Annotated in this window: 22 protein-coding genes; 16 read left to right on the top strand and 6 right to left on the bottom strand. The window is 74.1% G+C overall.

The genetic code is table 11. From position 1 onward, the window contains the following. Window positions 1-76: 76 nt before the first annotated feature. Window positions 77-1,522 (bottom strand): dihydroorotase, encoded by a 1,446-nt coding sequence (locus QMF80_RS15250; RefSeq protein WP_283453458.1) that lies wholly within the window; start codon window positions 1,520-1,522, stop codon window positions 77-79. A 163-nt stretch (window positions 1,523-1,685) separates the two neighbouring features. Here QMF80_RS15250 and QMF80_RS15255 point away from each other — a divergent pair, with 163 nt between their 5' ends. From QMF80_RS15255 to QMF80_RS15265, 3 genes are read left to right on the top strand one after another with little or no spacing between them, the layout of a single operon-like run. Beyond that, entirely contained in the window at window positions 1,686-2,915 is a 1,230-nt protein-coding gene (locus tag QMF80_RS15255) for a CaiB/BaiF CoA transferase family protein (RefSeq protein WP_283453459.1), read from the top strand. An 18-nt stretch (window positions 2,916-2,933) separates the two neighbouring features. Continuing rightward, window positions 2,934-3,797 (top strand): cyclase family protein, encoded by an 864-nt coding sequence (locus QMF80_RS15260; RefSeq protein ID WP_283453460.1) that lies wholly within the window; start codon window positions 2,934-2,936, stop codon window positions 3,795-3,797. Further along, entirely contained in the window at window positions 3,794-5,263 is a 1,470-nt protein-coding gene (locus QMF80_RS15265) for an MmgE/PrpD family protein (protein ID WP_283453461.1), read from the top strand. Before QMF80_RS15260 ends, QMF80_RS15265 begins: the two co-directional genes overlap by 4 nt. Before the next feature lie 32 nt (window positions 5,264-5,295). Here QMF80_RS15265 and QMF80_RS15270 read toward each other — a convergent pair whose 3' ends face one another. Next, window positions 5,296-6,207, bottom strand: a complete 912-nt coding sequence (locus QMF80_RS15270; protein WP_283453462.1) for an HpcH/HpaI aldolase/citrate lyase family protein — start codon at window positions 6,205-6,207, stop codon at window positions 5,296-5,298. 276 nt (window positions 6,208-6,483) lie between these two features. On the opposite strand from QMF80_RS15270, the gene QMF80_RS15275 reads away from it, so the two are divergent. From QMF80_RS15275 to QMF80_RS15300, 6 genes are all read left to right on the top strand, one after another. Then, the gene (locus QMF80_RS15275; protein WP_283453463.1) at window positions 6,484-8,094 is read left to right on the top strand and encodes a hypothetical protein; all 1,611 of its coding nucleotides are present in this window, start codon (window positions 6,484-6,486) and stop codon (window positions 8,092-8,094) included. Window positions 8,095-8,239: 145 nt separating this feature from the next. Next, the gene (locus QMF80_RS15280; protein ID WP_283453465.1) at window positions 8,240-9,241 is read left to right on the top strand and encodes a DUF916 domain-containing protein; all 1,002 of its coding nucleotides are present in this window, start codon (window positions 8,240-8,242) and stop codon (window positions 9,239-9,241) included. Beyond that, a complete protein-coding gene (locus QMF80_RS15285; RefSeq protein ID WP_283453467.1) occupies window positions 9,238-10,341 on the top strand; it encodes a hypothetical protein in 1,104 nt (367 codons plus the stop codon). Before QMF80_RS15280 ends, QMF80_RS15285 begins: the two co-directional genes overlap by 4 nt. Beyond that, complete coding sequence (locus QMF80_RS15290) at window positions 10,341-12,206, top strand: P-loop NTPase family protein (protein WP_283453469.1); 1,866 nt, start codon at window positions 10,341-10,343, stop codon at window positions 12,204-12,206. Before QMF80_RS15285 ends, QMF80_RS15290 begins: the two co-directional genes overlap by 1 nt. Further along, on the top strand, window positions 12,203-12,907 hold the full coding sequence (locus QMF80_RS15295) for a neocarzinostatin apoprotein domain-containing protein (protein ID WP_283453471.1): 705 nt from the start codon (window positions 12,203-12,205) through the stop codon (window positions 12,905-12,907). The genes QMF80_RS15290 and QMF80_RS15295 overlap by 4 nt, the downstream gene beginning before the upstream one ends. After that, entirely contained in the window at window positions 12,904-13,569 is a 666-nt protein-coding gene (locus tag QMF80_RS15300; RefSeq protein WP_283453473.1) for a neocarzinostatin apoprotein domain-containing protein, read from the top strand. The genes QMF80_RS15295 and QMF80_RS15300 overlap by 4 nt, the downstream gene beginning before the upstream one ends. Before the next feature lie 158 nt (window positions 13,570-13,727). Here QMF80_RS15300 and QMF80_RS15305 read toward each other — a convergent pair whose 3' ends face one another. Both QMF80_RS15305 and QMF80_RS15310 read right to left on the bottom strand, forming a co-directional pair. Continuing rightward, window positions 13,728-14,387: an isochorismatase family protein gene (locus tag QMF80_RS15305; protein ID WP_283453475.1), complete on the bottom strand. Its 660-nt coding sequence runs from the start codon at window positions 14,385-14,387 to the stop codon at window positions 13,728-13,730. A gap of 1 nt (window position 14,388) precedes the next feature. After that, complete coding sequence (locus QMF80_RS15310) at window positions 14,389-15,582, bottom strand: CaiB/BaiF CoA transferase family protein (protein WP_267718888.1); 1,194 nt, start codon at window positions 15,580-15,582, stop codon at window positions 14,389-14,391. A gap of 64 nt (window positions 15,583-15,646) precedes the next feature. Between QMF80_RS15310 and QMF80_RS15315 the strand changes: the two genes are divergently transcribed. Then, complete coding sequence (locus QMF80_RS15315) at window positions 15,647-16,597, top strand: hydroxymethylglutaryl-CoA lyase (RefSeq protein WP_283453480.1); 951 nt, start codon at window positions 15,647-15,649, stop codon at window positions 16,595-16,597. A 2-nt stretch (window positions 16,598-16,599) separates the two neighbouring features. Then, the gene (locus QMF80_RS15320) at window positions 16,600-17,295 is read left to right on the top strand and encodes a hypothetical protein (protein ID WP_283453482.1); all 696 of its coding nucleotides are present in this window, start codon (window positions 16,600-16,602) and stop codon (window positions 17,293-17,295) included. A gap of 6 nt (window positions 17,296-17,301) precedes the next feature. Here the strand turns inward: QMF80_RS15320 and QMF80_RS15325 are convergent, their stop codons facing one another. Next, window positions 17,302-18,090 (bottom strand): IclR family transcriptional regulator, encoded by a 789-nt coding sequence (locus QMF80_RS15325; RefSeq protein ID WP_283453484.1) that lies wholly within the window; start codon window positions 18,088-18,090, stop codon window positions 17,302-17,304. 182 nt (window positions 18,091-18,272) lie between these two features. On the opposite strand from QMF80_RS15325, the gene QMF80_RS15330 reads away from it, so the two are divergent. Genes QMF80_RS15330 through QMF80_RS15350 form a run of 5 tightly spaced genes read left to right on the top strand, consistent with a single transcriptional unit; the run spans window position 18,273 to window position 25,080 of the window. After that, on the top strand, window positions 18,273-19,574 hold the full coding sequence (locus QMF80_RS15330; RefSeq protein ID WP_283453486.1) for a flavin reductase: 1,302 nt from the start codon (window positions 18,273-18,275) through the stop codon (window positions 19,572-19,574). A 13-nt stretch (window positions 19,575-19,587) separates the two neighbouring features. Then, complete coding sequence (locus QMF80_RS15335; protein WP_283453488.1) at window positions 19,588-20,871, top strand: acyl-CoA dehydrogenase family protein; 1,284 nt, start codon at window positions 19,588-19,590, stop codon at window positions 20,869-20,871. Then, window positions 20,868-22,397: an aldehyde dehydrogenase family protein gene (locus QMF80_RS15340; RefSeq protein WP_283453490.1), complete on the top strand. Its 1,530-nt coding sequence runs from the start codon at window positions 20,868-20,870 to the stop codon at window positions 22,395-22,397. Before QMF80_RS15335 ends, QMF80_RS15340 begins: the two co-directional genes overlap by 4 nt. Beyond that, window positions 22,394-23,596: an FAD-dependent oxidoreductase gene (locus QMF80_RS15345; RefSeq protein ID WP_283453492.1), complete on the top strand. Its 1,203-nt coding sequence runs from the start codon at window positions 22,394-22,396 to the stop codon at window positions 23,594-23,596. Before QMF80_RS15340 ends, QMF80_RS15345 begins: the two co-directional genes overlap by 4 nt. After that, complete coding sequence (locus QMF80_RS15350) at window positions 23,593-25,080, top strand: aldehyde dehydrogenase family protein (protein ID WP_283453494.1); 1,488 nt, start codon at window positions 23,593-23,595, stop codon at window positions 25,078-25,080. Before QMF80_RS15345 ends, QMF80_RS15350 begins: the two co-directional genes overlap by 4 nt. On the opposite strand, the gene QMF80_RS15355 is transcribed toward QMF80_RS15350, so the two are convergent. Continuing rightward, window positions 25,053-25,322 carry a Dabb family protein gene (locus QMF80_RS15355; RefSeq protein ID WP_283453588.1) on the bottom strand — a complete coding sequence of 90 codons (270 nt, stop codon included), beginning with the start codon at window positions 25,320-25,322 and terminating at the stop codon, window positions 25,053-25,055. The two genes, QMF80_RS15350 and QMF80_RS15355, sit on opposite strands and share 28 nt — an antisense overlap. Window positions 25,323-25,387: the final 65 nt, after the last annotated feature.

Here is a 25,387-nt window from a genome sequence, read left to right on the forward strand (position 1 = left end):
GTCAGGTGACCGCCCGGTCATCGTCGGGGGCGTGGAGGCGCTCTGTCAACGCAAGGGGCCTGTCAGCGGGATCCGTTCAGCGGGCGAGGTAGCGGCCGGCGGGGGCGGCGGTGACGGCTCCGTCGCGGTAGGCGACCTGGCCGCCGACGATGGTGACCGTGGGCCAACCGCGCAGTTCCTGCCCCTCGAAGGGGCAGTGGTCCTGTCCGGACAGCAGCAGGTCGGCCGTGACCGTGCGGACGGCGTCCAGGTCGGCGACGACGATGTCGGCGTCGGCGCCCACCATCAGCGACCCCTTGCCGGTGAGGCCGTAGGCGGCGGCCGGGTTCGCGGAGAGCAGTTCCGCGACGCGGCGCAGCGGCAGGCCGCGCTTGTGGTGGCCTTCGGAGAGCAGGATCGGATAGAGGAGGGCGGTGCCGCCGAAGCCGGGCAGCGCGGGCCACAGAGCGTCTCCCTTGGACTCCTCCATGCAGCAGGCGTGGTCGGAGGCGACCCAGTCCACGGTGCCGTCGAGCACGCCCGCCCACAGCGCGTCGTTGTCGGCTCGGGTGCGGATCGGCGGGTTGACCTTGGCACCGAGGCCGCAGCCGGCGGCGTCCAGGCTCTCGTGGTCCAGGCACAGGTGATGCAGGGTCACCTCGGTGCGCAGGTCCAGCCCGGGCGAGGCGGCACGGGCGGCGCGGGCCCCGGCGAGGGCGGCGGCACTGGAGAGGTGCAGCAGGTTGACCGGGCAGCCGGTGGCGCGGGCCAGGGTGGCCGCCTCCGCGATCGCGACCTCCTCGGTCAGGGGCGGGCGGCCGTCGTGGTAGGCGCGCAGGGTCTGGGGGTCGCCCGAGCGCCGGACCCGGTCGATGAACAGCCTCATCAGCTCGGACTGTTCGCAGTGCAGGGAGAGCGAGACGCGGCCGTGGGGGCGGGCGGCGCCGGCGGCGGCGACCGCCTCCATGAGCTGGTAAAGGTGACCGAGGTCGTACTCCTCGCCCTCCTCGGCCATCCGGAAGCCTTTGGCGTCCCGGGAGTCGGCGGACAGGTTGAACCCCTTGTAGAACATGTAGTACTTGAAGGAGCTGACCCCGTGCTTTGCCACGAGGTCGGGTATCTCGCGCACCTGGGCGGTGTCCATCGGGGCGAGGTGGAAGCCGTAGTCCGTGTGGCTGCGGCCGCCGACCGCCGCGAGGACCTCGGGGAAGATGTCGCTGTAGGCCCCGGTCCGGTTGAGGTAGTGCTCGCCCGTGCGGAAGTAGGACAGGACGCTCGTCGCGCCGCCGACCAGGGAGGACCGGGTCTCCTCCGCCGCGTCCTGTTCCAGGGAGCGGTAGATGCCGAGATGGAAGTGCGCGTCGACCGCGCCGGGGAAGACCGCCCGGCCTGAGGCGTCGATGACCTCGGCGGCCTCGGAGGTGTCGATGCGGTCGGCCAAGGCCGCGACCTTCCCGTCGCGCACGGCAAGATCTGCGGTGATCTCGCCGAGGTGGGGCTGGATGAGCGTGCCGTTCTTGATGAGCAGGTCGTAACGAGACATGACAGGCCGGGCAGCCGCAGGGGGCGCCGCCCGCACCTCCCTTCCGCACCCGTGGGCTAACGGGAAACACTGTTTCCCTTTTTCGTGACGAAGGGTCATGCTAGCTTTCCGGAACAGCGTTTCACAAGGAGAAACAGCGATCCGTGAAGGTGCGTGAGCCCCGATGGAGCCTTCCCTCCCCCGCGCAGCCCCGCCGCCTGCTCCGGCTGCCCTGCGTGGCGTGACCGTGCTGGACTGCGCCACCCTGTTCGCGGGGCCGCTGGCCGCGACGGTCCTCGGCGACTACGGCGCCGACATCATCAAGATCGAGCACCCGGCCCAACCGGACCCGGCCCGCACCCACGGCCCGTCGAAGGACGGCGAGGGACTGTGGTGGAAGATGCTCGGCCGCAACAAGCACACCGTCACCCTGGATTTGAGCCGCCCCGCCGGAGCGGATCTGCTGCTCCGGCTCGCCTCGCAGGCCGACGTACTGATCGAGAACTTCCGGCCGGGCACCCTGGAGCGCTGGGGGCTCGGCCCGCAGGACCTGCACCGTGCCAACCGCCGGCTGGTCATCGCCCGCGTGACCGGCTTCGGCCAGTACGGGCCCTACGCCCGCAGGCCCGGCTTCGGCACGCTCGCCGAGTCCATGAGCGGCTTCGCGGCCCTGACGGGCGAGCCGGACGGCCCGCCGACGCTACCGCCCTTCGGGCTGGCCGACGGGGTGGCCGCGCTGGTCGCCGCCTCGGCCGTACAGACCGCGCTCTACCACCGCGACGTGCACGGCGGGCCGGGGCAGGTGGTCGACCTCGCGATCATCGAACCGCTGCTGACCCTGCTGGGCCCGCAGCCCACCGCGTACGACCAGCTCGGCACCGTGCCGGCACGCACGGGCAACCGTTCGGTGAACAACGCCCCCCGCAACATCTACCCGACCCGGGACGGCGCGTGGGTGGCCGTGAGCACCTCGGCGCAGTCCGTCGCCGAGCGGGTCATGAAGCTCGTCGGGCACCCGGAGGTGACCGCCGAGCCCTGGTTCGCCGGCGGCGCCGGGCGCGCCGCGCACGCGGACCTGCTCGACGGGCAGGTCGGGGAGTGGATCGCAGCCCGCGACCGGGACACGGTGATCGCCGCGTTCGAGGAGGCCGAAGCCGCGATCTCCCCCGTGTACGGCATCGCCGACATCTTCGAGGACCCGCAGTACCGGGCCCTGGACTCGCTGACGACCGTGGAGGATCCGGTGCTGGGACCGATCCGGATGCAGAACGTCCTCTTTCGGCTCTCCGCCACGCCCGGCGCCATCCGCTGGACCGGCCGCCCGCACGGCCGCGACACCCGGGCCGTCTACGCCGCACGGCTCGGCCTGTCGCCGCGCGAGCTGGACGAACTCGCCGCAGACCGTACGATCTGACCCCCTCTTGGAGACCCCATGAACAGCGTCCACGGGTACCGTAGCGGGCCGCTGTCCCTCGCCGGCGCGCCCGTGATCGACCTCTCCCAGCCGATGCGCCGAGGCATGCCGCAGTCACCCAACCACCCGCCTTTCCGCATGCTCTTGGAACGCCGCCACGGCGACCACGTACGCGCCGACGGCGGCTCCGCGGCGAACGAGCTGATCGTCACCGGCGGCCACGTCGGCACCCACGTCGACGCCCTCGCCCACGTCTCACAAGCCGGGCTGCTGCACGGGGACGTCCCGGCGGCCTCGGTGCAGAGCCACGAGGGCTTCTCCCGGCACGGCATCGAGGAGTTCCCGGCGTACGTGGGCCGGGCGGTCTTCCTCGACGTCGCCGCCGTGCACGGCGTCCCCGTCCTGCCCGCCGGGTACGAGATCACCGTCGCCGACCTGGAGAAAGCTCGGGACGCGGCCGGCGTGGACATCGAGGCGGGCGAGGCGCTGCTGCTGGGGACGGGATGGTCCCGGCACTGGGCTGACGCGCGCGTCTTCACCGGCCAGGAGGGCGGGGCGCCGGGCCCCGGTCCCGCGGCCGGGGCCTGGATCGCGGAGCGGGGGGTGCGAGTGACCGGCGGGGAGACCATCGCCTTCGAGCATGTCCCGCCGGGGCGCGGGCACGCCGAACTGCCCGTGCACCGGCTGCTGCTGGTCGAGGCGGGCATCCACATCGTCGAAACGATGCGGCTCACCGGGCTCACCGAGCCCGCCGGACTCGCCTCGCGGAGGCGGGCGGACTTCCTGCTGATGCTCGCGCCTCTGCCGGTCGTCGGCGCCACCGGCTCCCCTGTACGCCCGCTCGCCGTCCTGCACGACCACGACAGGGAAGGCCGGGCATGAGCGGTCAGGGGTACGCGGCGCGCCTGGCCGCCTTCGCGGCGGCGTGCCGCGCCGACGGAGTACCGCGGGAGATCGCGGCGGACGCTGCCGCGCGCACGCTGGACTGCCTCGGCAACAGTCTGGGGGCGCTCGGCGCCCACTCCGGTGAGGACGCGGGTGCCTCGCCCCAGGCGGCGGCGCTGGCCCTGGCGCGCGCGGCCGGCGGGGTCGGCGAGGCCACCGCCGTCGGCAGCGGCCTGCGGATGCCGGCCGACCGGGCCGCCCTGGTCAACGGCACCCTCGCGCACGCCCTCGACTTCGACGACACCCACCTGCCGTCCGTCCTGCACCCCACGGCCGCCGTCCTGCCCGCCGCGCTCGCCGCCGCCGAGGCGACCGGAGCAACGGGGGACGCGCTGCTGACCGCGCTCGCGGCGGGCGGCGAGGTGTGCGTCCGCCTCGGGATGGCCTCCTACGACCCGGAGCTGCGCAACTCGGTGTTCTTCGAGAAGGGCCTGCACGCCACCTCGATCTGCGGCACCGTCGGCGCCGCCGTGGCCGCGGGCCTGCTGTACGGGCTGACCGCGGCCGAGCTGGCGCACGCCATCGGCATCGCCTGCTCGATGGGCGCCGGGGTGATCGAGGCGAACCGCACCGGCGGCAGCGTCAAACGCCTGCACTGCGGGTGGGCGGCCCACTCCGGGGTGTGCGCCGCCCAGTTCGCGGCGGGCGGGGTCACCGGGCCGCCGACCGTGATCGAAGGCCGCTTCGGATTCCTGACGGCGTTCCTGGACGAGAGGTGGACGGCGCAGCCGCTGCTGGCCGGCCTGGAGGAGATGGGCGCGGCCGGGAACTGGCAGTACGCGCGGACCGTGTTCAAGCCGTATCCCTCCAACCACTTCACCCACCCCGGGATCGACTGCGCACTGGCCCTGCGCCGAGCCGGGCTGCGCGCCGAGGATGTGGCGAGCGCGCAACTCGGAGTGGCCGCGGCGCCCCGGCGCACCATCGGGGAGCCGCACGCCGAGAAGGCGCGCCCCCGTACACCGTACCACGCCAAGTTCTCGGGTCCGTACACGGTGGCGGCGGCGCTCCTGTCGGAGACGGCCGCGGACGGCGCCGGCCCGGGGCTGCGGCACGCGGACTTCTCCCCGGAGGCATTCACCGATCCGCGCCGGCTCGCGCTGGCGGAGCGGGTCGAGGTGGTGGCCGACCCGCAGTGCGACGCGGAGTTCCCACAGGCCTTCAGCGCGGTACTGCGGGTGCGTACGCACAGCGGCCAGGTGATGCAGTCGCGGGTCACCAGCTCACTGGGCGGCCCGGGCATGCCACTGTCGCGGGCCCAGTTGGCGGGCAAGTTCCGGCTGAACACGGAGCCGGTGCTCGGAGCAGCCCGCGCGGACGGGGTGGTCGAGGCGGTACGCGCCCTGGGTGGGGCGCCCCGCGGCGCGGCAGGCGCGCTGCTGGGCCTCACGCGGATCGGATAGCGGCGGGGCGGGCAGAGCGGCCGGTGGGCCGGTCAGCGGCGGGTGGCGAGCACCCGGCGGGCGGCGCGTACGACCGCCTCGTCCACCATGCGGCCGTCGGGGCCGGTGATGACGCCCGAGCCGTCCCGCACCGCTTCGGCGAAGCGGTCCAGCAGGGTCTGCGCCGCGGCGACCTCCTCCGGGCCGGGGGTGAAAGCGGCGTGCACCGTGCCCAGTTGGCGCGGGTGGACACAGGACCTGGAGCGGTAGCCGAGCCCGCGCAGGGCCCGGGTGGTGCGGGCGAGGGCGTCGAGGTCGGTGAAGTCGGTGCTGACCGGCCCGACCGGGGGCAGCAGTCCGGCAGCGGCCGAGGCGAGGAGGAGGTCCATGCGGATGGCGACCAGGGCCGCACCAGCCGCCGCGCCGTCCGGGTCCGTCACATCGGGTCCCTCGATGCCGAGTTCGGCGCACAGGTCGGCCTCGCCGAGCTGAAGGTGGCGCACCCGGGGCGCCCGCGCGATCTGCCGTACGTCGAGGACCGCCGAGGCTGTCTCCAGCAGCGGTGCGAGGGCGAAGGTGCCCGGGGCGAGCCCGTGCCGCTCCTCGGCGGCGGTCAGGGTCTCGTGCTGGGCGGCGATGTCGGCATCGGAGCACTTGGCGAGGCAGAAGCCCGTCACCCGGGGCGCTGCGAGCAGGGCGCTCTCCGCACGCCCCCGCTCCCCCGGGTTGACGCGGATCCAGATCTCCGGGGTACCGCGCGGGACATCGGCGTGGTCGTCGAGGCCGGTGAGCCAGGCGCGCACCAGCTCCCGCGCCCGCTGCTTGCCCGAGGCAGGGACGGCGTCCTCCAGGTCCACGATCAGGGCGTCGGCGCCGCGCCCGAGGGCCTTGGCGAGCATCTCGGGGCGGTCGCCGGGGACGTAGAGGTAGGAGCGGGGCACGGGGGCGAGCTGGTTCGCGGTCATGGCGCGGTTCTCCGATTCGCTGAGGACGCGGCCCGGTCGGGGAGTTGGGCGGCTTCCCACCCTAGGAGCGCGGGCAGGCCGGGTCAATGGATTCGTTTCGCTGTGGGATCCGCCGTTTCGCACGAGACGCGCGGCTCGGAAACGCAGCTTTTACCCCGCCGCACGCCCCGACCCTTGACACGCCGAGCGGGCGAAGGGCTCCATATGAGAACACAAGCGAAACAAAGTTCCGTACAGGGAAACTCATCGCTCCCTTCGAGAGGAACCCCACCGCTCATGCACCCTCAACCCGCCAGATCCGCCCGGACCCGGGGTGGTGCCACGCTCGCCGCCCTGGTGGTGGCGGCGGCCGGCTCACTGGTCCTCGCCGGTTCGCCCGCCCACGCGGGCAGCGCACCCGTGACCTACGACTGCGTCTTCAGCTCCTCCCACTCCCTCTTCACCACCACCGCCACCCTCACCGCCCCGGCGACCGCGGCGGCCGGTGAGAGCGTGGACGTCAAGCTCAGCCTCGCCGACAAGGGCCCGGCCAACGGCCCCGTGGCACTGCCCGCGGGCAGCGTCGTCCCTTCCGCCAAGATCCTCGTTTCGGGGCAGGCGCCGCTCACGCTCACCGCCGCGGCCTCGAACCCGCCGATCCCCGCCAAGGGCGAGATCCCGATACCCGACCTGACCGGCAAGCTCACCGTGGCCCAGCCCGGCACGGTGACGCTGACGCCGGACCAGCTCACCCTCGACATCCCGAGCTATGGCCTGTCCCTCAGCTGCACCCTGCAAGGCACGGCCACCGCCCTGCACACCATGACCGTCACCCCGGCCGCCGGCAACACCACCGCGGCCGTCACGGGCATCTCGGGCCGCCCGGCGACGGACACCACGGGCGCCCGCCCCGGGGACATCCTCACCCTGGCCGGAACGGGCTGGAACGCCGCCGCTCCGATCGGCACGGTCGAGCTGTGCAGCCTGGCCGGCACCGGCTGTTCGGGCGCCGACCTCACCCCCGACCTGCGGGTCGGCGCCGACGGAAAGCTGGCCGGTACGGTGACGGTCGGCGCGGGCGCCGCCCCCGGGCCGCACCGCTTGAAGATCACCCAGGGTTCCGCCACCGTCTCGCTGGTCCTCGGCGTCCTGGGCAGCCGTGCACTCCAGGTCACGCCCGGCGGCGGCGGGCCGGGTACGAGCGCCACCGTCAACGGGGCCAGCTTCGACCCCGGCGACCAGGTCAGCGTCACCACCCTCGACAAGGACGGCCGGCCGGTCGGCGGGGCGGGGCTCACCGCCCCCGTCGACGCCCGGGGCAACTTCACCGCCACCCTCGTCCCAGCCGTGGGGGCCGTGAAGATCGTGGCGACGGAGAAGGACGGCGGGGACGCCGCCGAGACGCCCTGGTCGGGAAGCGCCAACGGCGGCGGCTCCGACCAGACGCTGAAGGTGGTCGTCAGCGGCGGCGCGCTGACCATGTCGGCCGAGCCCGGCGAAGTGGTCCTCTCCCCCGCGACCGTGGACGGCACCGCGCACGACTCCACCGGCAGCCTGCGCGCCCTGGAGGTCAAGGACTTCCGCGGCACCACCGAAGGCTGGTCGCTGGTCGGCACGGTCACCGACTTCCGCAACGCCGCCGGAGCCGCCATCCCCGCCTCACAGCTCTCCTGGACCCCGCAGTGCACGGTGCACCCGGGCTCGGCGGCGGCCTCCGCCGTCGTCCCGGGCAGCGCCGGTCCGCTCAGCTCGGCCACCGCGGCCGCGCTGTGCACCCAGGCGGCGAGCGCCGACCCGGCCTCCGTCACCGGCGGCCACTTCGACGCGGGCGCGGCGCTGAACTTGCGCGTCCCGGAGATCGTCCAGAGCGGCGAGTACGCGGCCGTGCTGCGCCTGACCCTGTCCTGACCTCGTCCTGACCCCTCCCCAGAGCAACGTGCCGGCGGCGAGCTCCCGGGCTCGCCGCCGGACACCGGCAAAGAGCGGAACCATGACCCCCCTACGCAGTGATCCCCCGCCCGGCCGGGCCCCGAGGGCACCCGCCGGGACGCACGTGAGCACGGCCGTCCGCGTCGCATCGGCCTGCCTGGCCGCCTTGTTGGCCGCGTTGTCGGCCGCCGTGCTGGGGGGCGCCCCGCCCGCGGCCGCCGCGGCGGTGCGAGCCGGCGCCGTCACCGGCACCGGCTCCTGGTCGGTGCAGCCTGCCGGAACCACCGGCCGGCCCGCCTTCGTCATGGACTCTGCGCCCGGCTCGGTCGTCAAGGACGCGGTGCGCGTCAGCAATCTGTCCGGCGCCCCCCTCTCCTTCCAGGTCTACGGCTCGGACGCCTACAACACGCCCCGGGACGGCGCGCTCGCCTACCGCCAGGCAGGCGAGGCCCAGACAGGTCTCGGGAGCTGGCTCACCCTCGGTACGAACGCCCTGGTCATCCCGCCCGGCCGGGCCGCGGACATCCCCTTCACGCTGCACGTGCCCGCCGACGCCACCCCCGGCAGCCACGTCGGCGGGATCGTCGCGCTCAACAACGCCGTCGAGCAGGCTGGCGAGGCCTCCGGGGTCGACGTCGGCATTCAGCGGGCCATCGCCGTCCGGATCCAGCTCACGGTGGAGGGGCCGGTGACTCCCGGACTCGCCGTCCGGTCCGTCCGCGTCCGCCACCACCCGTCGGGCACGCCTTTCGCGGGGGCTCGCGCCACGCTCACGTACACGGTTGTCAACACCGGCAACGCGGCGCTGCGACCCACCGTCTCACCTCGGGTCGACGGACTGTTCGGTCTGCGGCACGGCGTCATTGCCGACCGTACGCTGCCCCTGCTGCTGCCGGGGCAGAGCGCCGAGATCAGCGCGGACTGGCCGGACGCCCCCGGCCTCGACTACCTCACCGCCTCCGTGCGCGTCACTGCGCCCGGCCTGCCTGCGACCTCGGCGCAGAGCGGCCGGGTCGTCCTGTCCTGGCCCACGCTCGACGCCGTGGCCGCGCTCCTCGCCGTCCTCGCGGTCGCCTTGGGCTGGCTCCGCCGCAAGCGGTCCGGCCGCACCGGGGTGGTCTCATGACCAGCCGCCAGGTACCGGCCGCACCTCCGGGCCGCGCCGTCAGTCTGACGCTGGCCGCCGTCGTGCTGCTGACCGCGGCGGTCCTGTCGGTGGCGGGCGCCGGCCCGGCCGCCGCGACCGGGCCGAGCGTCACCGTGGACGATCCCCGGGCCGCCCCCGGCCTGCCGGTCAAGGCCTCCGGGGCGGGCTGGCAGCCCGGCGTGACCGTACAGGTCGAGGTTTGCGGAGGCGAGGCGCTGCACGGCAGCGCCGACTGCGACACGCTGCGCGCCGCGGTCGCGTTGGTGGCCGCCGACGGCACCTTCCGCCTGACGCTCATCGCGGGTGCGCCGCCCGCCGCGTGCCCGTGTGTGCTGCGGGCGGTGGCCGGACAGAGCGGGGTGCGCGCCCAGACCCCGCTGACCCTGGCCGGGGCGGCCGACGCGGCGCCGACGGCGCCCGTGCCCGCCGTACGCGTCGATGTCGTCGCGGCGGCCCTGTCCGGCGGGCCGCGGTTCGCCGAACTGTTCGGCGCTCCCGCCCACCGGACGCTGACCGTAACCCTGCGCAACCCTGGTGACCGGCCGCTGGGGCGGGCGCCGCTGATCGCCGCCTGGGGGCCCGGCGGCAGCGCCGACCTCCCGGTGGGCACCCCGCTGGCTGCCGAACTGCCGCCGCACGCGGAGCAGACCTACCGGATCCCCGTACGGCTTCCCGCCGCGGCGTTCGGCCGCTACTCGGTCGGCGGACGGTACGCCTCGGCCGAGTTCGCCGTCAGCACCGATGTCTACCCCTGGGGGCTGCTGGGGCTGGCCTTCCTCGCCGCCCTGCTGACCGTGTTCACGGCAGCGGTCGCCGTACGCCGCGGCGTCGAGCGCCGCCGGGCGGGGCGGCCGGAGTGGGCGCCCGGGTCGGCGCCGGCCGCCCTTCCCGCCTTCGTGGACGCGGGCCGGCTGGCCGAGGTCCTCGCGGCCGGCGCGGGGGACGGTGAGCACCCCGGACTGGTCAGTACCCGGGCGCTGGTCCGCGAACTGGCGGGAGACGCCGCGCTCGTTGACTTCCGAGCGCTACGGGCGTTCGCCGACGCCTTGCGGGCGTCACCCCTGGAAACGGAGCGGTAATGGCCTTCTCCTCCCTCTTCCCCCTGTTCCTCACCCGCCCGCGTCCGGACCTGGGTGCCGCTGCGGCGGCCGGGCTGGCCGCCGGCGTGTTCCTTGCCTCGGCGCCGCTGCTCGCAGGGCCCGTCGGCATGCCCGGCGAGGCCGTCCGCTACCTCCTCCTGACGGGCATGCTGCTCGCCGCGGTGGTCGGCACGGTGCTGCGGCGGCGAGGCCGGGGCCGTCCGGGCAGGGCTACGGCTGCCGCGCGGCGGGCACTGGCGGCCTGTGTGCTGGCCGGCGCGGCACCGCCGGCCGCCGCGCTGCTCGCCTCGCCACTGGTGTTCGCGGCGCTGCTGGCGATGGCTGCGGCCCTCGGCGGCGGCTCTCTCCGCCTCTACCGGCCGCGGCACTCCTGGCACGCCGCCTGCTTGGCGGGCGCGGGTGCGGCGGGCGCCGCGGTGGTGCTCCTCGCGCAGCACCCCCAGGTGGCCTGCGCACTCGCGTGCGCGCTCGCCGCGCTGCTCCTCACTCCGGCCTGCGTACGGGCCGCGCCGGACGACTCCGGGCGCGCCGCAGCCTCGCACTGGACGGCGGGTGCCGTGGGCGCGGCCGTGTTCGGCGTGGTGTTCGCCGGGCAGAGCCTGGTCGTCTTCCGCTGGGAACTGCTCGGCGGCGCGGGCGCCCGGCCGTTCGCCTACGCGGCGCTGCTGGCGGCGGCCCTGACGAGCGGCGTCGCCGTGGCCGGCCGACGCCGACCGATCACCGGCGCCGGTACGGGCACGGGTACGGGCCTGCGTGGGGCGCTGTTCACGGCGGCCGGGCTCACGGCGGCGGTGGCGGCATGCGCGAGCGCCGCCCGGCCCTGGCAGCTCGTCCTCGCGCTGGCCGCCGTCCTCACCAGCGGTGCTGCCACCTCGGCGGCCCGCGCCGGCTCGTCCCCCGCGCGGGACAACGTGCACGCGGGAGCTGCCGGGCACGCCGGGTACGCCGTCGCCGCGCTGTTCGGCGGGGCGACCGCGATGACCGCCGTCGCGCTGTCCGGCCGGCTGCTGGGCGGCGCGGACACCCTGACCGTGATCGGCCTGGCGCCCGCCATGGCAGCCGCCGGCGCGATGGCGCACCGCGGGCGCGGGCAGGACGCCGAGCCGGACGACGACAACGGCGCCGGTGCTTGCGACGGCCCCCTGACCGTCCGCGGCCTCGGCGTCCGTCAGGCGGGGGCGCCGCCCGTGCGCCGTCTCGACCTGACGCTGGCGCCGGGCGAGATCGCATGCCTGACCGACGCGCTCCCCGGCCGACGGGCGGGCGCTGTACTGGCGGTCCTCGCCGGCCTGCGCAAGGCCGACGGCGGAACCTGGCGGCTGCGCGGCCACGACGTCTCCCGCGTCGAGGCGCGGGCCCGGTGGGACCTGCGGCTCTCCGCCTTCGTGGACCCGGCGGACGCGGCCCGGACGGGCGCTCTGCACCCCGGTCATCCCGCGGTCTCGGTGACGGACGCGGTGGCGGCCGCAGCCGCGCATCTGGACCCCGAGCGGGCGGCGGAGCTGACGGTGGCCGCCCGCGCGGCCTTCCCGTTCCTCGCGGCGAAGGGCGCCGACCCCTGCGGGCGGCTCGGCCCCGACGAACGCTGCGTCCTCGGGCTGGTCCAGACCCTCATCGCGCAGCCGGCGCTGCTCCTGCTGGACCTGACCGGGCCCGGATGCGGGCCGCTCGCAGCCGATCCGGCGGTCACGTCCGTACTGCGCCACATCGCAGGCCAGGGGACGGCGGTCCTGGTCGCCTCCGCCCCGGCGCAGGCCGTCCCCGGTCAGCGTCCGATCGCGCTCCCCGCGTCCGGCGGCTCCCGGACAGCCCTCCTGCGACGGAACAGAAAGGCCATGCCGTGAGGATCTCGACGAAGAGCCGGAGCTGCCGGGTGGCCCTCGCGGCGACCACGGTGCTCACTCTGTCCGGCCAGTTCGCCGCTGCCGCCATTGCGGCAGGCACGGCCGGGGCCGCCGATACGCCGACCGCCACGGTTCACGTGTCCGCGGCAACCGGGCTGACCGAGGGCCAGCAGATCACCGTCGACGGCTCCGGGTTCCGCGCCGGGCTGACGTCTGTCGCCGTCGGCCTGTGCAAGAAGGGTTACACCGGCAACAAGGACTGCGACCTCGGCGGCGGGGCCCGGCTGGTGACCATCGGCCCCGACGGACTGCTCCCGCAGGTCACCCTCACCGTGCACGCGCGCTTCGCCGGTGGCGACTGCCGCTCCACGCCGTGTGTGGTCGGCGTCGCGCCACTGCCCTCCGGGACCCCGCCCGCGCTGATCGCCGCCAACAGCGTTCAGGTCGCGGTCGGTTTCGAGGGCGGGACGGTCCCCGGCGAGGCATCCGGCACCGGCCGAGCCGAACCGGCCGCGCCATCCGCCGCCGCTCCCAGCGGTGGCCGCGGCAACGACTGGAGCGGGCCGTCGACCCCGGTGTGGTCCCTGTCCCTCGGCGTGGCCGTCGCCTGTCTCGTGCTCGGCGTCCTCTCCCTCGTCCGGGGCCGCCGGAGGGCGGCGCCCGGAAGGTCCCCGCTGTCCCCATCTGGAGGAAACTCATGACATCGCTACGAAGAATCCGCTGCGCGAGCGCACTCGCCGCGGCCTCGGCCCTGGTCGCCGTTTCGGCCGGGCCGGCCGCCGCCGCCGGGACACTGACCGTCAGCAAGTCGACCGGACTCGCCGTCGGGGACAAGGTCACGGTGTCGGCGAAGGGGCTGAGCCCAAATCAGGGTTTCGTGCCGATCGGTCTGTGCAAGCCGAAGCCGGCCGGTCCGACGGACTGCGAGACGTCACCCGACGCCGCAGTCATCGGCAAGACCGACGCGTCCGGGGTCTGGCACAGCGCGGCCAGCGACGCGACCACGGCCGAGATCACGGTCAAGGCCAAGGCGGGCGGGGCGGACTGCGTGGCCAAGGCGGGGAACTGCGTCATCGCGGTGTCGATCTCCGCGACGAAGGAACTGGTTGAGGTGCCGCTGACCGTGGGGGCGGCCGGCCCCGGCGCGAGCAGTCCGCCGCCCTCCCGTCCGGCACCGACGGCGTCCGGCGGAGGCACGGCCACGTCCGGCGCGGGCACGACGGGGGCCAGCGCGGGCGCGGCGGGGTCGCTGCCGCAGACCGGGTCCACCGACGGCCTGCCGGTGGCCGCCCTGCTGGGCGGCACGCTGTTCCTGCTCGGCGGCTGCACGCTGGTCCTGCTGCGGCGCGGCAGCCGGGCGTGAGCGGTGGCGGTGCGGGAAGCGGGTCCGCCCGCACGCGGTGGGGTTCGTGCGGATCCGCTTCCCGCGCCGCCCTCACCGCCCGAGGGTAGCCCTGGGCACGGGCGGGGCTGGGTCCGGGGCTGGGACCGGAGAGCCGGGACCGTGTCGGATGACGGCCGTCAGATCCGCCCGGGGCGGGGGTGCACGGGGTCCCCCAGGCGGCGGCAGGCCACGCCGACATCGACCACGTCGGCGTACTTGGAGTCGAGATCGAAGAGATTGCCCTCGTGGGGACCGGTGTCCCGGTCGGCCACGGCGTCGCGCACGACGATGGGGCGCAGCCCGTACTGAAGTGCGTCCAAGGTGGTGGCCCGCACGCAGCCGCTGGTGGAGAACCCTCCTATGACGAGCGTGTCCACGCCGAGGACCGTGAGGACGTCGCGCAGCCGGGTCTGGAAGAAGGCGCTCGGGTAGTGCTTGTGGATGACGATCTCACCCGGTTGCGGGGCGCAGAGCGGGGTGAAGGCCGCGAGGGGGTTGCCCGCGCGGAAGGCGTCGAGGCTGGGCACCTTGCGGGCGAAGTGCGGTGCGTGGGAGCTCGGTTCGTCGTCGTAGTGGACGGCGGTGAAGATGACGGGAAACTGGGTGCGGCGGGCGGCGCGGACGAGGTGCGCCATGGCGTGCAGGGCCGGTTCCGCCGTGTCGAGGTAGAGGCGGCTGTCGGGGACGGCGTAGGCCTGGACGGGGTCGACGAGGAGGACGGCGGGGTGTTCGCCCCAGCCGATGCGGCGGCCGAATCCGGCGGCTTCGTAGTCATCGGCGAGGGGCGTGTAGGCCACGTCAGATCACTCCGTCCGCGGTGAGCTTCTCGCGCTCTTCCCCGGTGAGGCCCAGGAGGTCGCCGTACACCTCGTCGTTGTGGGCTCCCAGTTCGGGGCCGACCCAGCGTACGGCGCCGGGGGTGCCGGAGAGTTTCGGGACGACGTTCTGCATGGGGATCTCGCCGAAGTCGGGGTGCGGGAGGCGGACGATGGCGTTGCGGGCGGCGAAGTGCGGGTCGGCGAGCATGTCGGCGGCGGTGAAGGTCTTGCCGGCCGGGACGCCGGCGGCGTGCAGGGCGCCGAGCAGGGTGGCCGCGTCGTGGCCGGCGGTCCAGGTGGTGATGACGTCATCGAGCTCGCCTTGGTGGGCTCCGCGCGCGGTGTGCGTGGCGTAGCGGGGGTCCTCGGCCAGGTCTGCGCGGTCCATGACCTCGGTGAGGCGGCGGAAGACGGTGTCCTGGTTGGCGGCGATGAGGACGGCGGCTCCGTCTGCGGTCGGGTAGACGTTGCTGGGGGCGACGTTGGGGAGGACGGGGCCGGTGCGTTCGCGCTGGTAGCCGCCCACCTCCCATTCGGGGAGGAGGGACTCCATGTAGGCGAGGACTGCTTCGTAGAGCGCGGAATCGACGATCTGGCCGGTTCCGGTGCGGGTGCGGGCGTGCAGGGCCATGACGGCGCCGTACGCGGCCATGGTGCCGGCGAGGGCGTCGCCGAGCGAGATGCCGGCGCGGGACGGGGGGCGGTCGGGTTCGCCGGTGATGTGGCGGATGCCGCCCATGGCCTCGCCGATGGAGCCGAAGCCGGCGCGGGGCGCGTACGGGCCGTCCTGTCCGTAGCCGGTGACGCGGACCATGACGAGGCCGGGGTTGATGGCGCGGAGCTCCTCGAAGCCGAGGCCCCAGCGTTCCAGGGTGCCGGGGCGGAAGTTCTCCACGAGGACGTCGGCGCGGGCGACGAGGCGGCGGACCAGTTCTTGGCCTTCCTCGCGGCGCAGGTTGCAGGTGACGGACTTCTTGTTGCGTGCGACGACCGGCCACCACAGGGACTTGCCGTAGGGCCGTTCGCGTCCCCACTGGCGCATGGGGTCGCCGCGTCCGGGGTCCTCGAGCTTGATGACCTCGGCGCCGTGGTCGCCGAGGAGCTGGCCGCAGAAGGGACCGGCAAGCAGGGTGCCGGTCTCGATGACACGGATGTCGGAGAGGGGTCCACTCATACGGCGAGTGTAAGTTTGGGAAACACTGTTTCGCTAGAGGAATCGACGCGACAGAATATGACGCATGGACAACTCTTTGGCGGCCAAGCCGCTCACTGGTCCCGGCGTGGTGGAAGTGGCCCCGCGTGACGGACTGCAGAACGAGGTGCGTGCACTGTCCCCGGCGCAGCGCGTGGCCCTGATCGAGCGGGCGGTGGCCGCGGGCGCGCGGCGGGTGGAGGCGGTGGCCTTCGTCCATCCCGGCCGGGTGCCGCAGATGGCGGGAGCGGAGGAGGTGATGGGACTGCTCAAGCGCCCGGACGGTGTTCGCTACAGCGGCCTGGTGCTCAACGCCCGCGGCATGGAACGGGCGAGTGCGAGCGGCGTGGACGAGGTCAACTACGTGGTGGTGGCGAGCGACGCGTTCTCGCGCCGCAATCAGGGCATGGGCACGCGCGAGGCGCTGGCCGCGTGGGAGGGGATCGCCTCCCGCGCCCACGCGGAGGGGATCGGGCGCTCACTGACCATCGCGGCGGCGTTCGGCTGCCCCTTCGAGGGGGAGACCCCGGAGTCGGCCGTGGCCGAACTGGCGCGGATCGCCGCGGAGTCGGGCGCCGAGGAGATCGTCCTCGCCGACACCATCGGCGTGGGCGCCCCCGACGCGGTCACCCGGCTGCTCACGGCGGTACGGGAACAGGCGCCCGGAGTGGTCCTGCGCTGCCACTTCCACAACACGCGCAACACCGGCTACGCGAACGCGGTGGCAGCCGCCGCGGCCGGTGCGGCGTGGCTCGACTCCTCCCTCGGCGGCATCGGCGGCTGCCCCTTCGCCCCGGCCGCCACCGGCAACATCGCGACCGAGGACCTGGTCTACCTGCTGCGGCGGATGGGCCTGGAACCGGGCATCGACCTGGAATCGGCCGCTGCGGCGGGGACCTGGCTGGGCACCGTGCTCGGCATCCAGGTGCCCGCCCTGCTGGGCCGGGCAGGCCCCTTCCCCGGGTCCGGGCGCAGCGGCGAGCGGGGGGAGGAGTAGACATGGGAGCACATCCGCACGGATGGTGGATCCTGCTCCACATCCTGCTATTCGTCTTCTGGCTGGGCGGCGACCTCGGCGTCTACGTCTCCAGCCGGTACGTCCTGCAGCCGGGCCTGCCCGTCGCCGCCCGCTCGACGGCGCTGTCGATCATGAGTGTGCTGGATCTCGGCCCGAAGATCTGCCTGGTGCTGATACTGCCGAGCGGAATCACGCTCATGGCGCTGGAGCCGCACGGGGCGCAGCGCCTGCTCAACGGCTGGTCCGCCGGGGCGACCTGGGTGTTCGCGGCGCTCTGGCTATGGCTGACCGTGCGCGAGCACCACCGTCCGGGCCGCCGCCCCTGGATACGCCGAGCGGACTGGGCGATACGCATCGCACTGACGGCCTCACTGTGGGGCGTCGGGCTCTACACCCTGCTGGCCGCGGAGCCGTTCGGGGTGCGGACCGATCCCCGCTGGCTGGGCGCCAAGGTCCTGCTGTATGCGACGGCGATCGCCTGCGGGCTGGGCATCCGGCTGACGCTGCGCCCGTTCGGGGCCGCGTTCCGCGACCTGGCGGGCTCGGGAGGAGGCGATGGGGTCGAGCGGACGTTGCGTCGGGCGGTCAACGGCTGCGTCCCGTACGTGGCGGGGATCTGGACGTGCGTCCTGGCCGCCGCGACGCTGGGGGTGCTCAAGCCTGGGGCCGACCTCTGAGGCGGGTCACCGGACCCCTGGCCGGTACCCGAACTCGGCCGAGAGCCGTTCGACGCTCGCCATCAGCAGCGGGGCGCACTCGGCCAGGCGCGGCTTGAACCGGGACTGCGGGCCGGCCAGGCTGACCACCGCGATGACATGGCCGTCGTGCCCGAAGACGGGCGCGGCGAGCGAGGCGGAACCGCTCTGCCGCTCCCCCACCGACATGGCGTAGCCGCGCCGCTTGATGGCGGACAGCTCCTTGCGCATGCGCTCGGGGTCGGTGATGGTCCGGTCGGTGACCGCGTCCAGGGGGTGGCGTTCGAGGTAGGTCTCGATCTCGGCGTCGGGCAGGAAGGCGAGGAACGCCTTGGAGGAGCTGCCCGCGTGCAGGGGGAGCGGGATCCCGAGGGCCACTTCCATACGCAGCTCCTGCTCGGGGACGACCTGGTCGACGTAGAGCCTGGTGTCGCCGCGGCGGATGGAGAGGGTGGCGGTCTCCCCGCATTGGGCGGCGAGCCGGCGCAGCTCCGGGGCCGCGAGGACCCGCAGGTCGGTGCGCGCCAAGTAGGCGCGGCCGAGGGAGATGGCGGCCGGTCCGAGGGCGTAGCGGCGGGTGACGGGATCCGTGATGATCAGGTCGCGGTTGCGCAGGGCCGTGAGGACGCGATGCACGGCGGCCTTGGTGATGTCCAGTTCTTGGGCGATCTCAGTGACACCGAGGTCGGGGCGGCCGCTGCGGCCGAACATCAGCAGCACGTCCATGGCGCGCTCGACTGCGGCGATGGACCTGCTGCTGCTCGTCTCCTCGGTCACAGGTGCCCCTTTTGCGCGATGGTTTCGAGGTCGTCCCCCGACTTGGCAAAAGCATAACGTCGATTTCCCCAGGGGAAACAGTGATCCCGGGGCGGGTGAATTCGTTGACACCGCGCCGCGACCGTCGTTACGCTCATGGATACAGTGTTCCACTAGAGGAAACACAATCGAGCGGGGGTGCGATGACCACCGTCATCGACGAAACAACCTTCCGTCAGGTGCTGTCCCGGTGGCCCAGTGGCGTGGGGATCGTCACCACGGCCGGCGAGGAGGGCTGGCACGGCATGACGGCGAGCTCGTTCAGCAGCGTCAGCCTCGCACCACCTCTCGTCCTGGTCTGCTTGGCCCAGGGGATCCGCTCCCACGATCTCCTCATACGCAACGGGGTGTTCGCCGTCAACGTTTTGGGCCGGGACCACCTCGCACTGGGACGCAGGTTCGCGGGCATGGAGCCGGGGGTCACCGATCGCTTCGCGGCGGGCGACTGGCTGCCCGGCGCCACCGGCAGTCCCGTGCTGACGGACTCGGCGGCCTGGGTCGACTGCCGCGTCCTGCACCGCTACCCCGGCGGGGACCACTCCATCTTCCTGGGTGAGGTAGTGGCAGCAGGAGTACCGCGCATCACCTCCCCGCTGCTGTTCCACTCGCGCTCCTGGGGGCAGCTCGCGGATCCGCTCCCCGACCGCGTGGACCTGGCCGAGACCGGCCTGACCGACGCGGTGGCAGCGCCGCACACCGCTCGCCTGACCCACGCGCTGCGGCGGGCGGGCGTACGGGTGCGCCTCACATCGCTCGACGGCGCAGGAACGGCCGGCGCCGGGGCCGCCGGTCTGAGCTGCTCCTCGGTCCACGTCGACAACGCCTCGGCCGCCGTCGCCGCCGCCGAGGCCGGCTGCCCCGCCATCGAGCTCACCGTCGCACCGGACGGTACCGGCGGGGAGTCCGTCCACGCGGTCCGGGCGGTCAACGGCGCCGGGCACCCGGACACCCTCGTGGTCGCACGGATACGCGACGCGCTGCGCCCGGGGGCGGCCCGAGCCGTCCTGCTGACCGTGCAGCGGCTGGCCGCCGCCGGTTGCGGGGAGATCGTCCTGGAGGAACCCGCAGAGGGCCCCGACGACGCGGACGGAGCATCACCTTTGGCACTGCGCCGACTGCTCCAGGACGCGGTCCCCGCGGCCGGGCCCGTCCCCCTGCGCCTCGCGCTGCGCGACAACCACGGCCTCGGCCTGGTCAACGCCCTGACCGGGATGAAAAGCGGGGTCAGGTGCTTCGACACCGCCCTCGGCGGCCACGGCGGCCTTCTGGCCACCGAGCGGCTCGTGCTGCTTTGCTCCCGCATGGGCGTCGCGGCCCCCCTGGACATCGCCGCGGTACGGGCTCTGCGCGCCGAACTGGGTGTGCTGCGACGGCAACCGCCCGCCGCGCCCGCACCCTGCTCCCCCGCCCGGGCAGCCGCCTCCCGCGGCCCGGAATCCCAGTAAGGAGTCAACGCCGATGACCACACATCAACTCACGGGCGCGCAGCTCGTCGACCGCATGACGCCGGCCGAGCGGGCCCGCGCCGAGCGCGTCGAATCCGTACTGCCTGCCCTGCGGGCGGCGGCCGCCGACGCCGATGCGCAGGCCGCCTTCCCGACGGGTCACACCGGGCTGCTGCGAGAGGCCGGCCTGCTCGGGCTCGTCGTGCCCGAGAAGTACGGCGGGATCGGGGGCGGTCTGCGCGACCTCGCGGCAGCCACCTACGCCATGGGCACTGCCTGCCCCTCCACGGCGCTCGCCTTCTTCTTCCACAACACCAGTGCCTCGCGCGGTCTGCTGCCCCTGGAGGCCATCCGCGCGGGCCTGTTCACCCAGGAGGAGACGCCCGCCGTCACCGCTTTCGCCGAGCGGGTCCTGACCACGATGGCGGCAGGCTCCTGGCTCGCCAACTTCGCCAGCGAGTCGGCCAAGAGCGCCGCCGCGAACATATCCATTGCGACCACAGCCGCCCGTACCGAGGGCGGCTGGGTCCTCACCGGTGAGAAGTCCTTCGGCTGCGCGACCGGAGTCGCCGACGTCTACCTCGTCACCGCCCGGCGGGAGAAGACGGAGACCGCGGACGGCCTGGCCATGTTCCTCGTGCCGCGCGACGCCGCCGGAGTGTCCTCCCGCCCGCACTGGAACGGACTCGGCATGCGCGGCAGCGCCAACCACGGCATCCGGCTCGACGAGGTCTTCGTCGCCGACCGCGACGCCCTGACCGTGCCGGGGGCCTTCACGCGCATGCTCCAGGTAAGCCGCGGCAGCTTCGTGGGCAACCAGCTCGCCATCGCAGCCGTCTACACCGGCGCCGCACAGGCCGTCTACGACTACACGCTGGACCTGCTGACCAGGAAGACCTTCGCCGACACCGGCCGGCCCATCGCCTCTTCCCCCATGCACCAGGTCCTCATCGGGGACATGACCCAAAACCTGGAGACCGCCTACCAGTGGCTGCGGCGCCAGCTCGAACTGGAGACCTCCGAGCCCCCGATCAGGCCCAAGTCAGAGGTGTTCAGCCAGTGGCGGCTGGGCAAGGGCGCGGTCACCGAGGCCTGCTTCGGCGTCGCCCTCGGCGCCCTGAAGGCGTCTGGCACCTCAGAGGCACGGTTGGACGGCGTCATCGGTCGCACCCTGCGCGACCTGGCCATGGGCCTCGTGATGACCTTCCCCGCCGAGCGTGGCCGCCTGGAGGCGGCGAAGATCGCCACCGAGGCGCAGGAGAACGCGCTGTTCGCTACGCTCGGAGAGAGCCAGTGACCCTCGTACCCCCTCTCCCCGATCCCGCCGGCGCACCCGTCACCCTGCCTGCCACGAGCGACTTCGTTGAGGGGACATGGCAGCCCTGCGAGCTGCGCCTCGGCTTCGACTTGGAGGACCCGGACACCGGCGACCGGATCCGGCCGGCCTTCGCCAGCTCCGCCGAGCGGGTCGAAACCGCACTGGCGGCGGCCGCCGCGCTCCACCGCTCCGGGGCCTGGCGCGGTCTGCCGGACGAGGATCGCGCCCGGGCGCTGGAAAGCGCGGCCGCCGCGGTCGAAGGATCGGTGGAGCGCATCGTGGCGGCGGAGGCCTTCGCCACCGGTGTACCGCTCACCCAGACGACCCGCCTGGGGGTCATCCTCTCAGGGGCCTTCCACATCGCGGCGGCCCAGCTGCGCGCCGGACTGCTGCGGCGCACGGTCACGGGTCACGGCGGCCACCCGGTGCTGGTGCGGCGCGCCGCGCTCGGTCCCGCCCTGTGCGTGCTCCCCTACAACGCCCCCGCGCCGATGGCAGCCCACAAGGCGGCCAGTGCCCTCGCCGCGGGCTGCCCGGTGGTCGTCAAGGCTCCGGAAATCAGCCCGTACGGAACCCAGTTGCTGGTGGAGTCCGCCGCCCTGGGTCTGGCGGCGGCCGGGGCGCCGACGGCCGTCCTGCAACTGCTGCACGGGGACGCCGCGACCGGAGCCCGCCTGGTGGCCGACGAGCGGATCCGCGTCGTCTCCTTCACCGGGGGGACCGAGGCGGGCCGGAGGATCGGCGCCGTCTGCGGTCAGTCCCTCAAGCCCGTACAGCTCGAACTGGGCGGCAACAACCCGCTGCTCGTCCTGCCGGGATCCGACCCGGTGGTAGCCGGCCGGATGGCCGCCGAACTGCTGACGGCACTCAACGGCCAGTGGTGCCGGGGGCTGGGCCGGCTGATCCTGCCCACCGACCTGGCACCGGAGGTGCTGGACGCCACCGGCCGCGAGCTCGCCGCATTGCGGGCGGGCGGCCCCCTGGCCCTGGGCACCGGCTACGGACCGCTCGCCCACTCCCGCCACCACGCGACCCTGACGGCAGGCGTACACGCCCTGACCACCGCCGGCGCCAAGGCCAACACGTGGACCGAGGTGCCGGAACGCGGCAGCCACTTCGCGCCGCTGCTGATCACCGGAGCGCCCGAGGAGGCGACCCGCCGGGAACTGTTCGGCCCGGTGGCCGCCGTGCACACCTACGAGCGGGAGGAGGAGGCCCTACACCTGGCCAACGCCACCGGCTACGGCCTGGAGGGGTACGTGTGCGCCGCGGACCCCGACGACGGGCTGCGCGTGGCTGCCCGCATCACCGCCGGGGAGGTAAAGGTGAACGGGTCGTCGGTGATGAGCCTCCACCTGGACACCCCCCGCCCGGCCTGGGGGGCGTCCGGCCTGGTCGACGAGGGCAGCGCCGAGACCCTGCTGCATTTCACCGGCACCCGGGTAACGGGCGTGGAAGCGGGCTTCACCCCGCGCACATCGCACTGGCAGGAGGAGAACCGGTGACCGCCACCCGGCGGACGCCCGCCGCCGACCGGGTCCTCGTAGCGGGAGCCGGCCCGGTGGGCCTGACGGCCGCGCTGGTCCTGGCCCGCCGGGGCGTGCCCGTGACCGTGCTGGAGGCGGGGGCAGAGCTGGCGACGGAGTCCCGGGCCTCCACCTTCCATCCGCCCACGCTCGAGATGCTGGCCGAACTGGGCGTCGTGGACGCGCTCCTGGCGCGCGGGCTGATCGCCGGCTCCTTCCAGTTCCGCGACCGGCGGACCGGGCCCGTCGCGACCCTCGACCTGTCGCTGCTGTCCGAGGACACCCCGTACCCCTTCCGGCTCCAGTGCGAGCAGAACAAGCTGACGCCGCTGCTCGTGGACGCGCTGGGCCGCTTTCCCGACAGCGAGGTGCGCTTCGGGGCGCGGGTGGCCGAAGTGGAGCGGACCTCGCGGGGCGTCTGCGCGGTCCTCTCCGACGGGAGCAGGGTGCTCGGCAGCTGGCTGGTGGGCGCGGACGGGGCGCACTCCGCCGTACGCCGCTCGGTGGGGGCCGAGTTCCACGGCATCACCTACCCGGAGCGGTTCCTTGTCGCCTCGCTGGACGAGAATCCCGGCGCCGTCCTGCCCGACCTGGCACCCATCGCCTACGTGCTGGATCCCGACGAGTGGATGGTGCTGCTGCAGACCCCCGACCACTGGCGGGTCCTGCTGCCCACGCCGGCCGGCACGTCCGACCGGAGCGAGTTGGCGCGCCTGCCCGGCCGACTGCTGGACATCACCGCGCATCCGGGCGGCCCCGCCCTCGCCCACGCCAGTCTCTACCGCGTCCACCAGCGGGTGGCCGGGACCTTTCGCAGCGGCCGGGTGCTGCTGTGCGGGGACGCCGCGCACGTGAACAACCCGCTGGGCGGCATGGGCATGAACAGCGGGATCCACGACGCCGTACTGATGGGCCGCGCGCTGGCAGACCTCCTGACGGGCGCGGGGTCCGACGAGGAGCTGTCGGACTGCGCCGAGGAACGCCGCGCCTGCGCGCTGCGCTACGTCGGGGCCGAGACGCACGGGAACTGGGAGCGGCTGCGCACCCGGGATCCGGAAGAACGGGCGGCGCTCGCGGCAGAGTTGCGGGCGACGGCCGCGGACCCGGCGGCGGCACGGCGGTCACTGCTGCGCAGTTCGATGATCGACTCGCTGCGCGGCGTGCGGTGGTCACGGTGACACTGCCGTGGGAGGCGGGCGAGATCGGGGCGGCCATCACGGTGGAGAATCCGGCGTGCACGGCGCGCCCCGTGGGGAGCGTGCGGCTCCACAGCGAAGCGGAGGTGGACGCCGCCGTTGAGGCCGCGGCCGCCGCGGCGCCCGGCTGGGCCCGGACGGCCGGCTCGGACCGGTCGGCGGCGCTGACCCGGATAGCCGCCGGACTGGAGGCCTCCACCGGGGACCTCGCGGCTTTGCTGGCGCGGGAGTCCGGCAAGCCGCTCGCCGACTGCCGGGGCGAGGTGGGCTATGCCTGCGCCGTGCTGCGCTGGTATGCCGAGCACGCTCCGCCGCTGCTGGTGCGGCGCACGGTCGACGACGCCCAGGGCCGGCTGGAGCGCGACTTCCGGCCGTACGGGGTGGTCGCCGCGCTCACCCCGTGGAACGCCCCGGTGATCCTGACCGCCGTCAAGCTCGCCCCCGCGCTCGCCGCGGGCAACACGGTGGTCGTCAAGCCGTCGCCGCTGGCCCCACTGGCCGTCTCGGCGTTCCTGGAGGGCGCCGCCCGCGAACTTCCGCCGGACGCGGTGCGGGTATGCCACGGACACGCGGAGGCCGCGCTGCGGCTGGCCGGCCATCCGGCTGTGGGCAAGCTGTCCTTCACCGGCGGGGCGGTGGCGGGCCGGGCGGTCGGCGCGGCCGCCGCGCGGGCGCTGACACCGGCCACGATGGAGCTCGGCGGAAACGACGCCGCTGTGCTGCTGGACGACGCCACGCTGACGGACACGGACATGGACCGGCTGGTCCTGGCGAGTTTCGCGACGGCCGGTCAGGTGTGCATGGCCGCCAAGCGGATCTACGCGCCGCGAGCCGGGCTGGACTCCTTCGTGGAGCGGTACGTGGCGGCGGCCGGACGCGTACTGCGGCTGGGGGACCCGCTGGCCGCCCGCACCACCGTGGGGCCGGTGATCTCCGCGGCGTCCGCGGACCGGGTCCGCGGGCTGATCGCCGACGCCCGGGCGCGCGGCGGCAGCGCCGTCGAGCTGGGGACCGTACAGCCGGGTACGGACCTCTCCGGCGGACACTTCGTGCGTCCCACGCTGCTGCTGGGGCTCAGGGAGGACGCGCCGCTGGTGTGCGAGGAGCAGTTCGGCCCGGCTCTCCCCGTTCTGGCCTACGAGGACGAGGACGAGCTCGTCGACCGAGTCAACGCCGGACCGTACGGCCTGGCGGCATCCGTGTGGAGCGCCGACGAGCCACGGGCCTTCGCGCTGGCGGCCCGGCTCGACGCGGGCTTCCGCTTTGTGAACACCCACAACCGGACGGGGATGGCGCTGCGCGCCGCCTTCGGCGGGGTCAAGGGCAGCGGACACGGCCGCGAGTACGGTGCCGAGGGGCTGATGGAGTACGTACAGCCGGTGCTCACACACGCACCGGCCGCCTTCCGGACAGGGGGCGGGGGCATGGCGCCGGGGGCCTATCCGGTCGGCGGTCCCGGAACTTGACGCCGTGCCGGTTCCAGGTGGTCGACGACGGCGCGTTGGGCGAGCAGCGGGGTCAGCCATGCTGCCAGCGCCTGGTGTTCGGGGTGCCGCTGGTAGGCCGCGAGCTCGCCGGCGTCCTCGTGGCAGGTGGTGAGGACGAGGTCGTAGGAGACGTCGGAGCCGGTGACGTCGAGGCTCCGCAGCCTTTCAGCGGCCTCCGGGGCGCGGGCGGGATCGGTGAATCGCATCAGAACGACGTGCACCAGCAAGGCACTTGCTCCTTCGGGTCGATGTCGCTTCCCCTGTCGCGGTGGGGCCACCGAGTGTA

The sequence above is a fragment of the Streptomyces sp. G-G2 genome, assembly GCF_030063135.1.
In the GTDB taxonomy this organism is placed as follows: domain Bacteria; phylum Actinomycetota; class Actinomycetes; order Streptomycetales; family Streptomycetaceae; genus Streptomyces.

Bases quoted from the DNA above. Each gene is read 5' to 3' on its own strand.
- QMF80_RS15260 (WP_283453460.1), top strand. From the start codon at position 2,934: ATGAACAGCGTCCACGGGTACCGTAGCGGGCCGCTGTCCCTCGCCGGC.
- QMF80_RS15265 (WP_283453461.1), top strand. From the start codon at position 3,794: ATGAGCGGTCAGGGGTACGCGGCGCGCCTGGCCGCCTTCGCGGCGGCG.
- QMF80_RS15300 (WP_283453473.1), top strand. From the start codon at position 12,904: ATGACATCGCTACGAAGAATCCGCTGCGCGAGCGCACTCGCCGCGGCC.
- QMF80_RS15250 (WP_283453458.1), bottom strand. From the start codon at position 1,522: ATGTCTCGTTACGACCTGCTCATCAAGAACGGCACGCTCATCCAGCCC.
- QMF80_RS15285 (WP_283453467.1), top strand. From the start codon at position 9,238: ATGACCAGCCGCCAGGTACCGGCCGCACCTCCGGGCCGCGCCGTCAGT.
- QMF80_RS15255 (WP_283453459.1), top strand. From the start codon at position 1,686: ATGGAGCCTTCCCTCCCCCGCGCAGCCCCGCCGCCTGCTCCGGCTGCC.
- QMF80_RS15270 (WP_283453462.1), bottom strand. From the start codon at position 6,207: ATGACCGCGAACCAGCTCGCCCCCGTGCCCCGCTCCTACCTCTACGTC.
- QMF80_RS15330 (WP_283453486.1), top strand. From the start codon at position 18,273: ATGACCACCGTCATCGACGAAACAACCTTCCGTCAGGTGCTGTCCCGG.
- QMF80_RS15290 (WP_283453469.1), top strand. From the start codon at position 10,341: ATGGCCTTCTCCTCCCTCTTCCCCCTGTTCCTCACCCGCCCGCGTCCG.
- QMF80_RS15310 (WP_267718888.1), bottom strand. From the start codon at position 15,582: ATGAGTGGACCCCTCTCCGACATCCGTGTCATCGAGACCGGCACCCTG.
- QMF80_RS15315 (WP_283453480.1), top strand. From the start codon at position 15,647: ATGGACAACTCTTTGGCGGCCAAGCCGCTCACTGGTCCCGGCGTGGTG.
- QMF80_RS15320 (WP_283453482.1), top strand. From the start codon at position 16,600: ATGGGAGCACATCCGCACGGATGGTGGATCCTGCTCCACATCCTGCTA.
- QMF80_RS15275 (WP_283453463.1), top strand. From the start codon at position 6,484: ATGCACCCTCAACCCGCCAGATCCGCCCGGACCCGGGGTGGTGCCACG.
- QMF80_RS15335 (WP_283453488.1), top strand. From the start codon at position 19,588: ATGACCACACATCAACTCACGGGCGCGCAGCTCGTCGACCGCATGACG.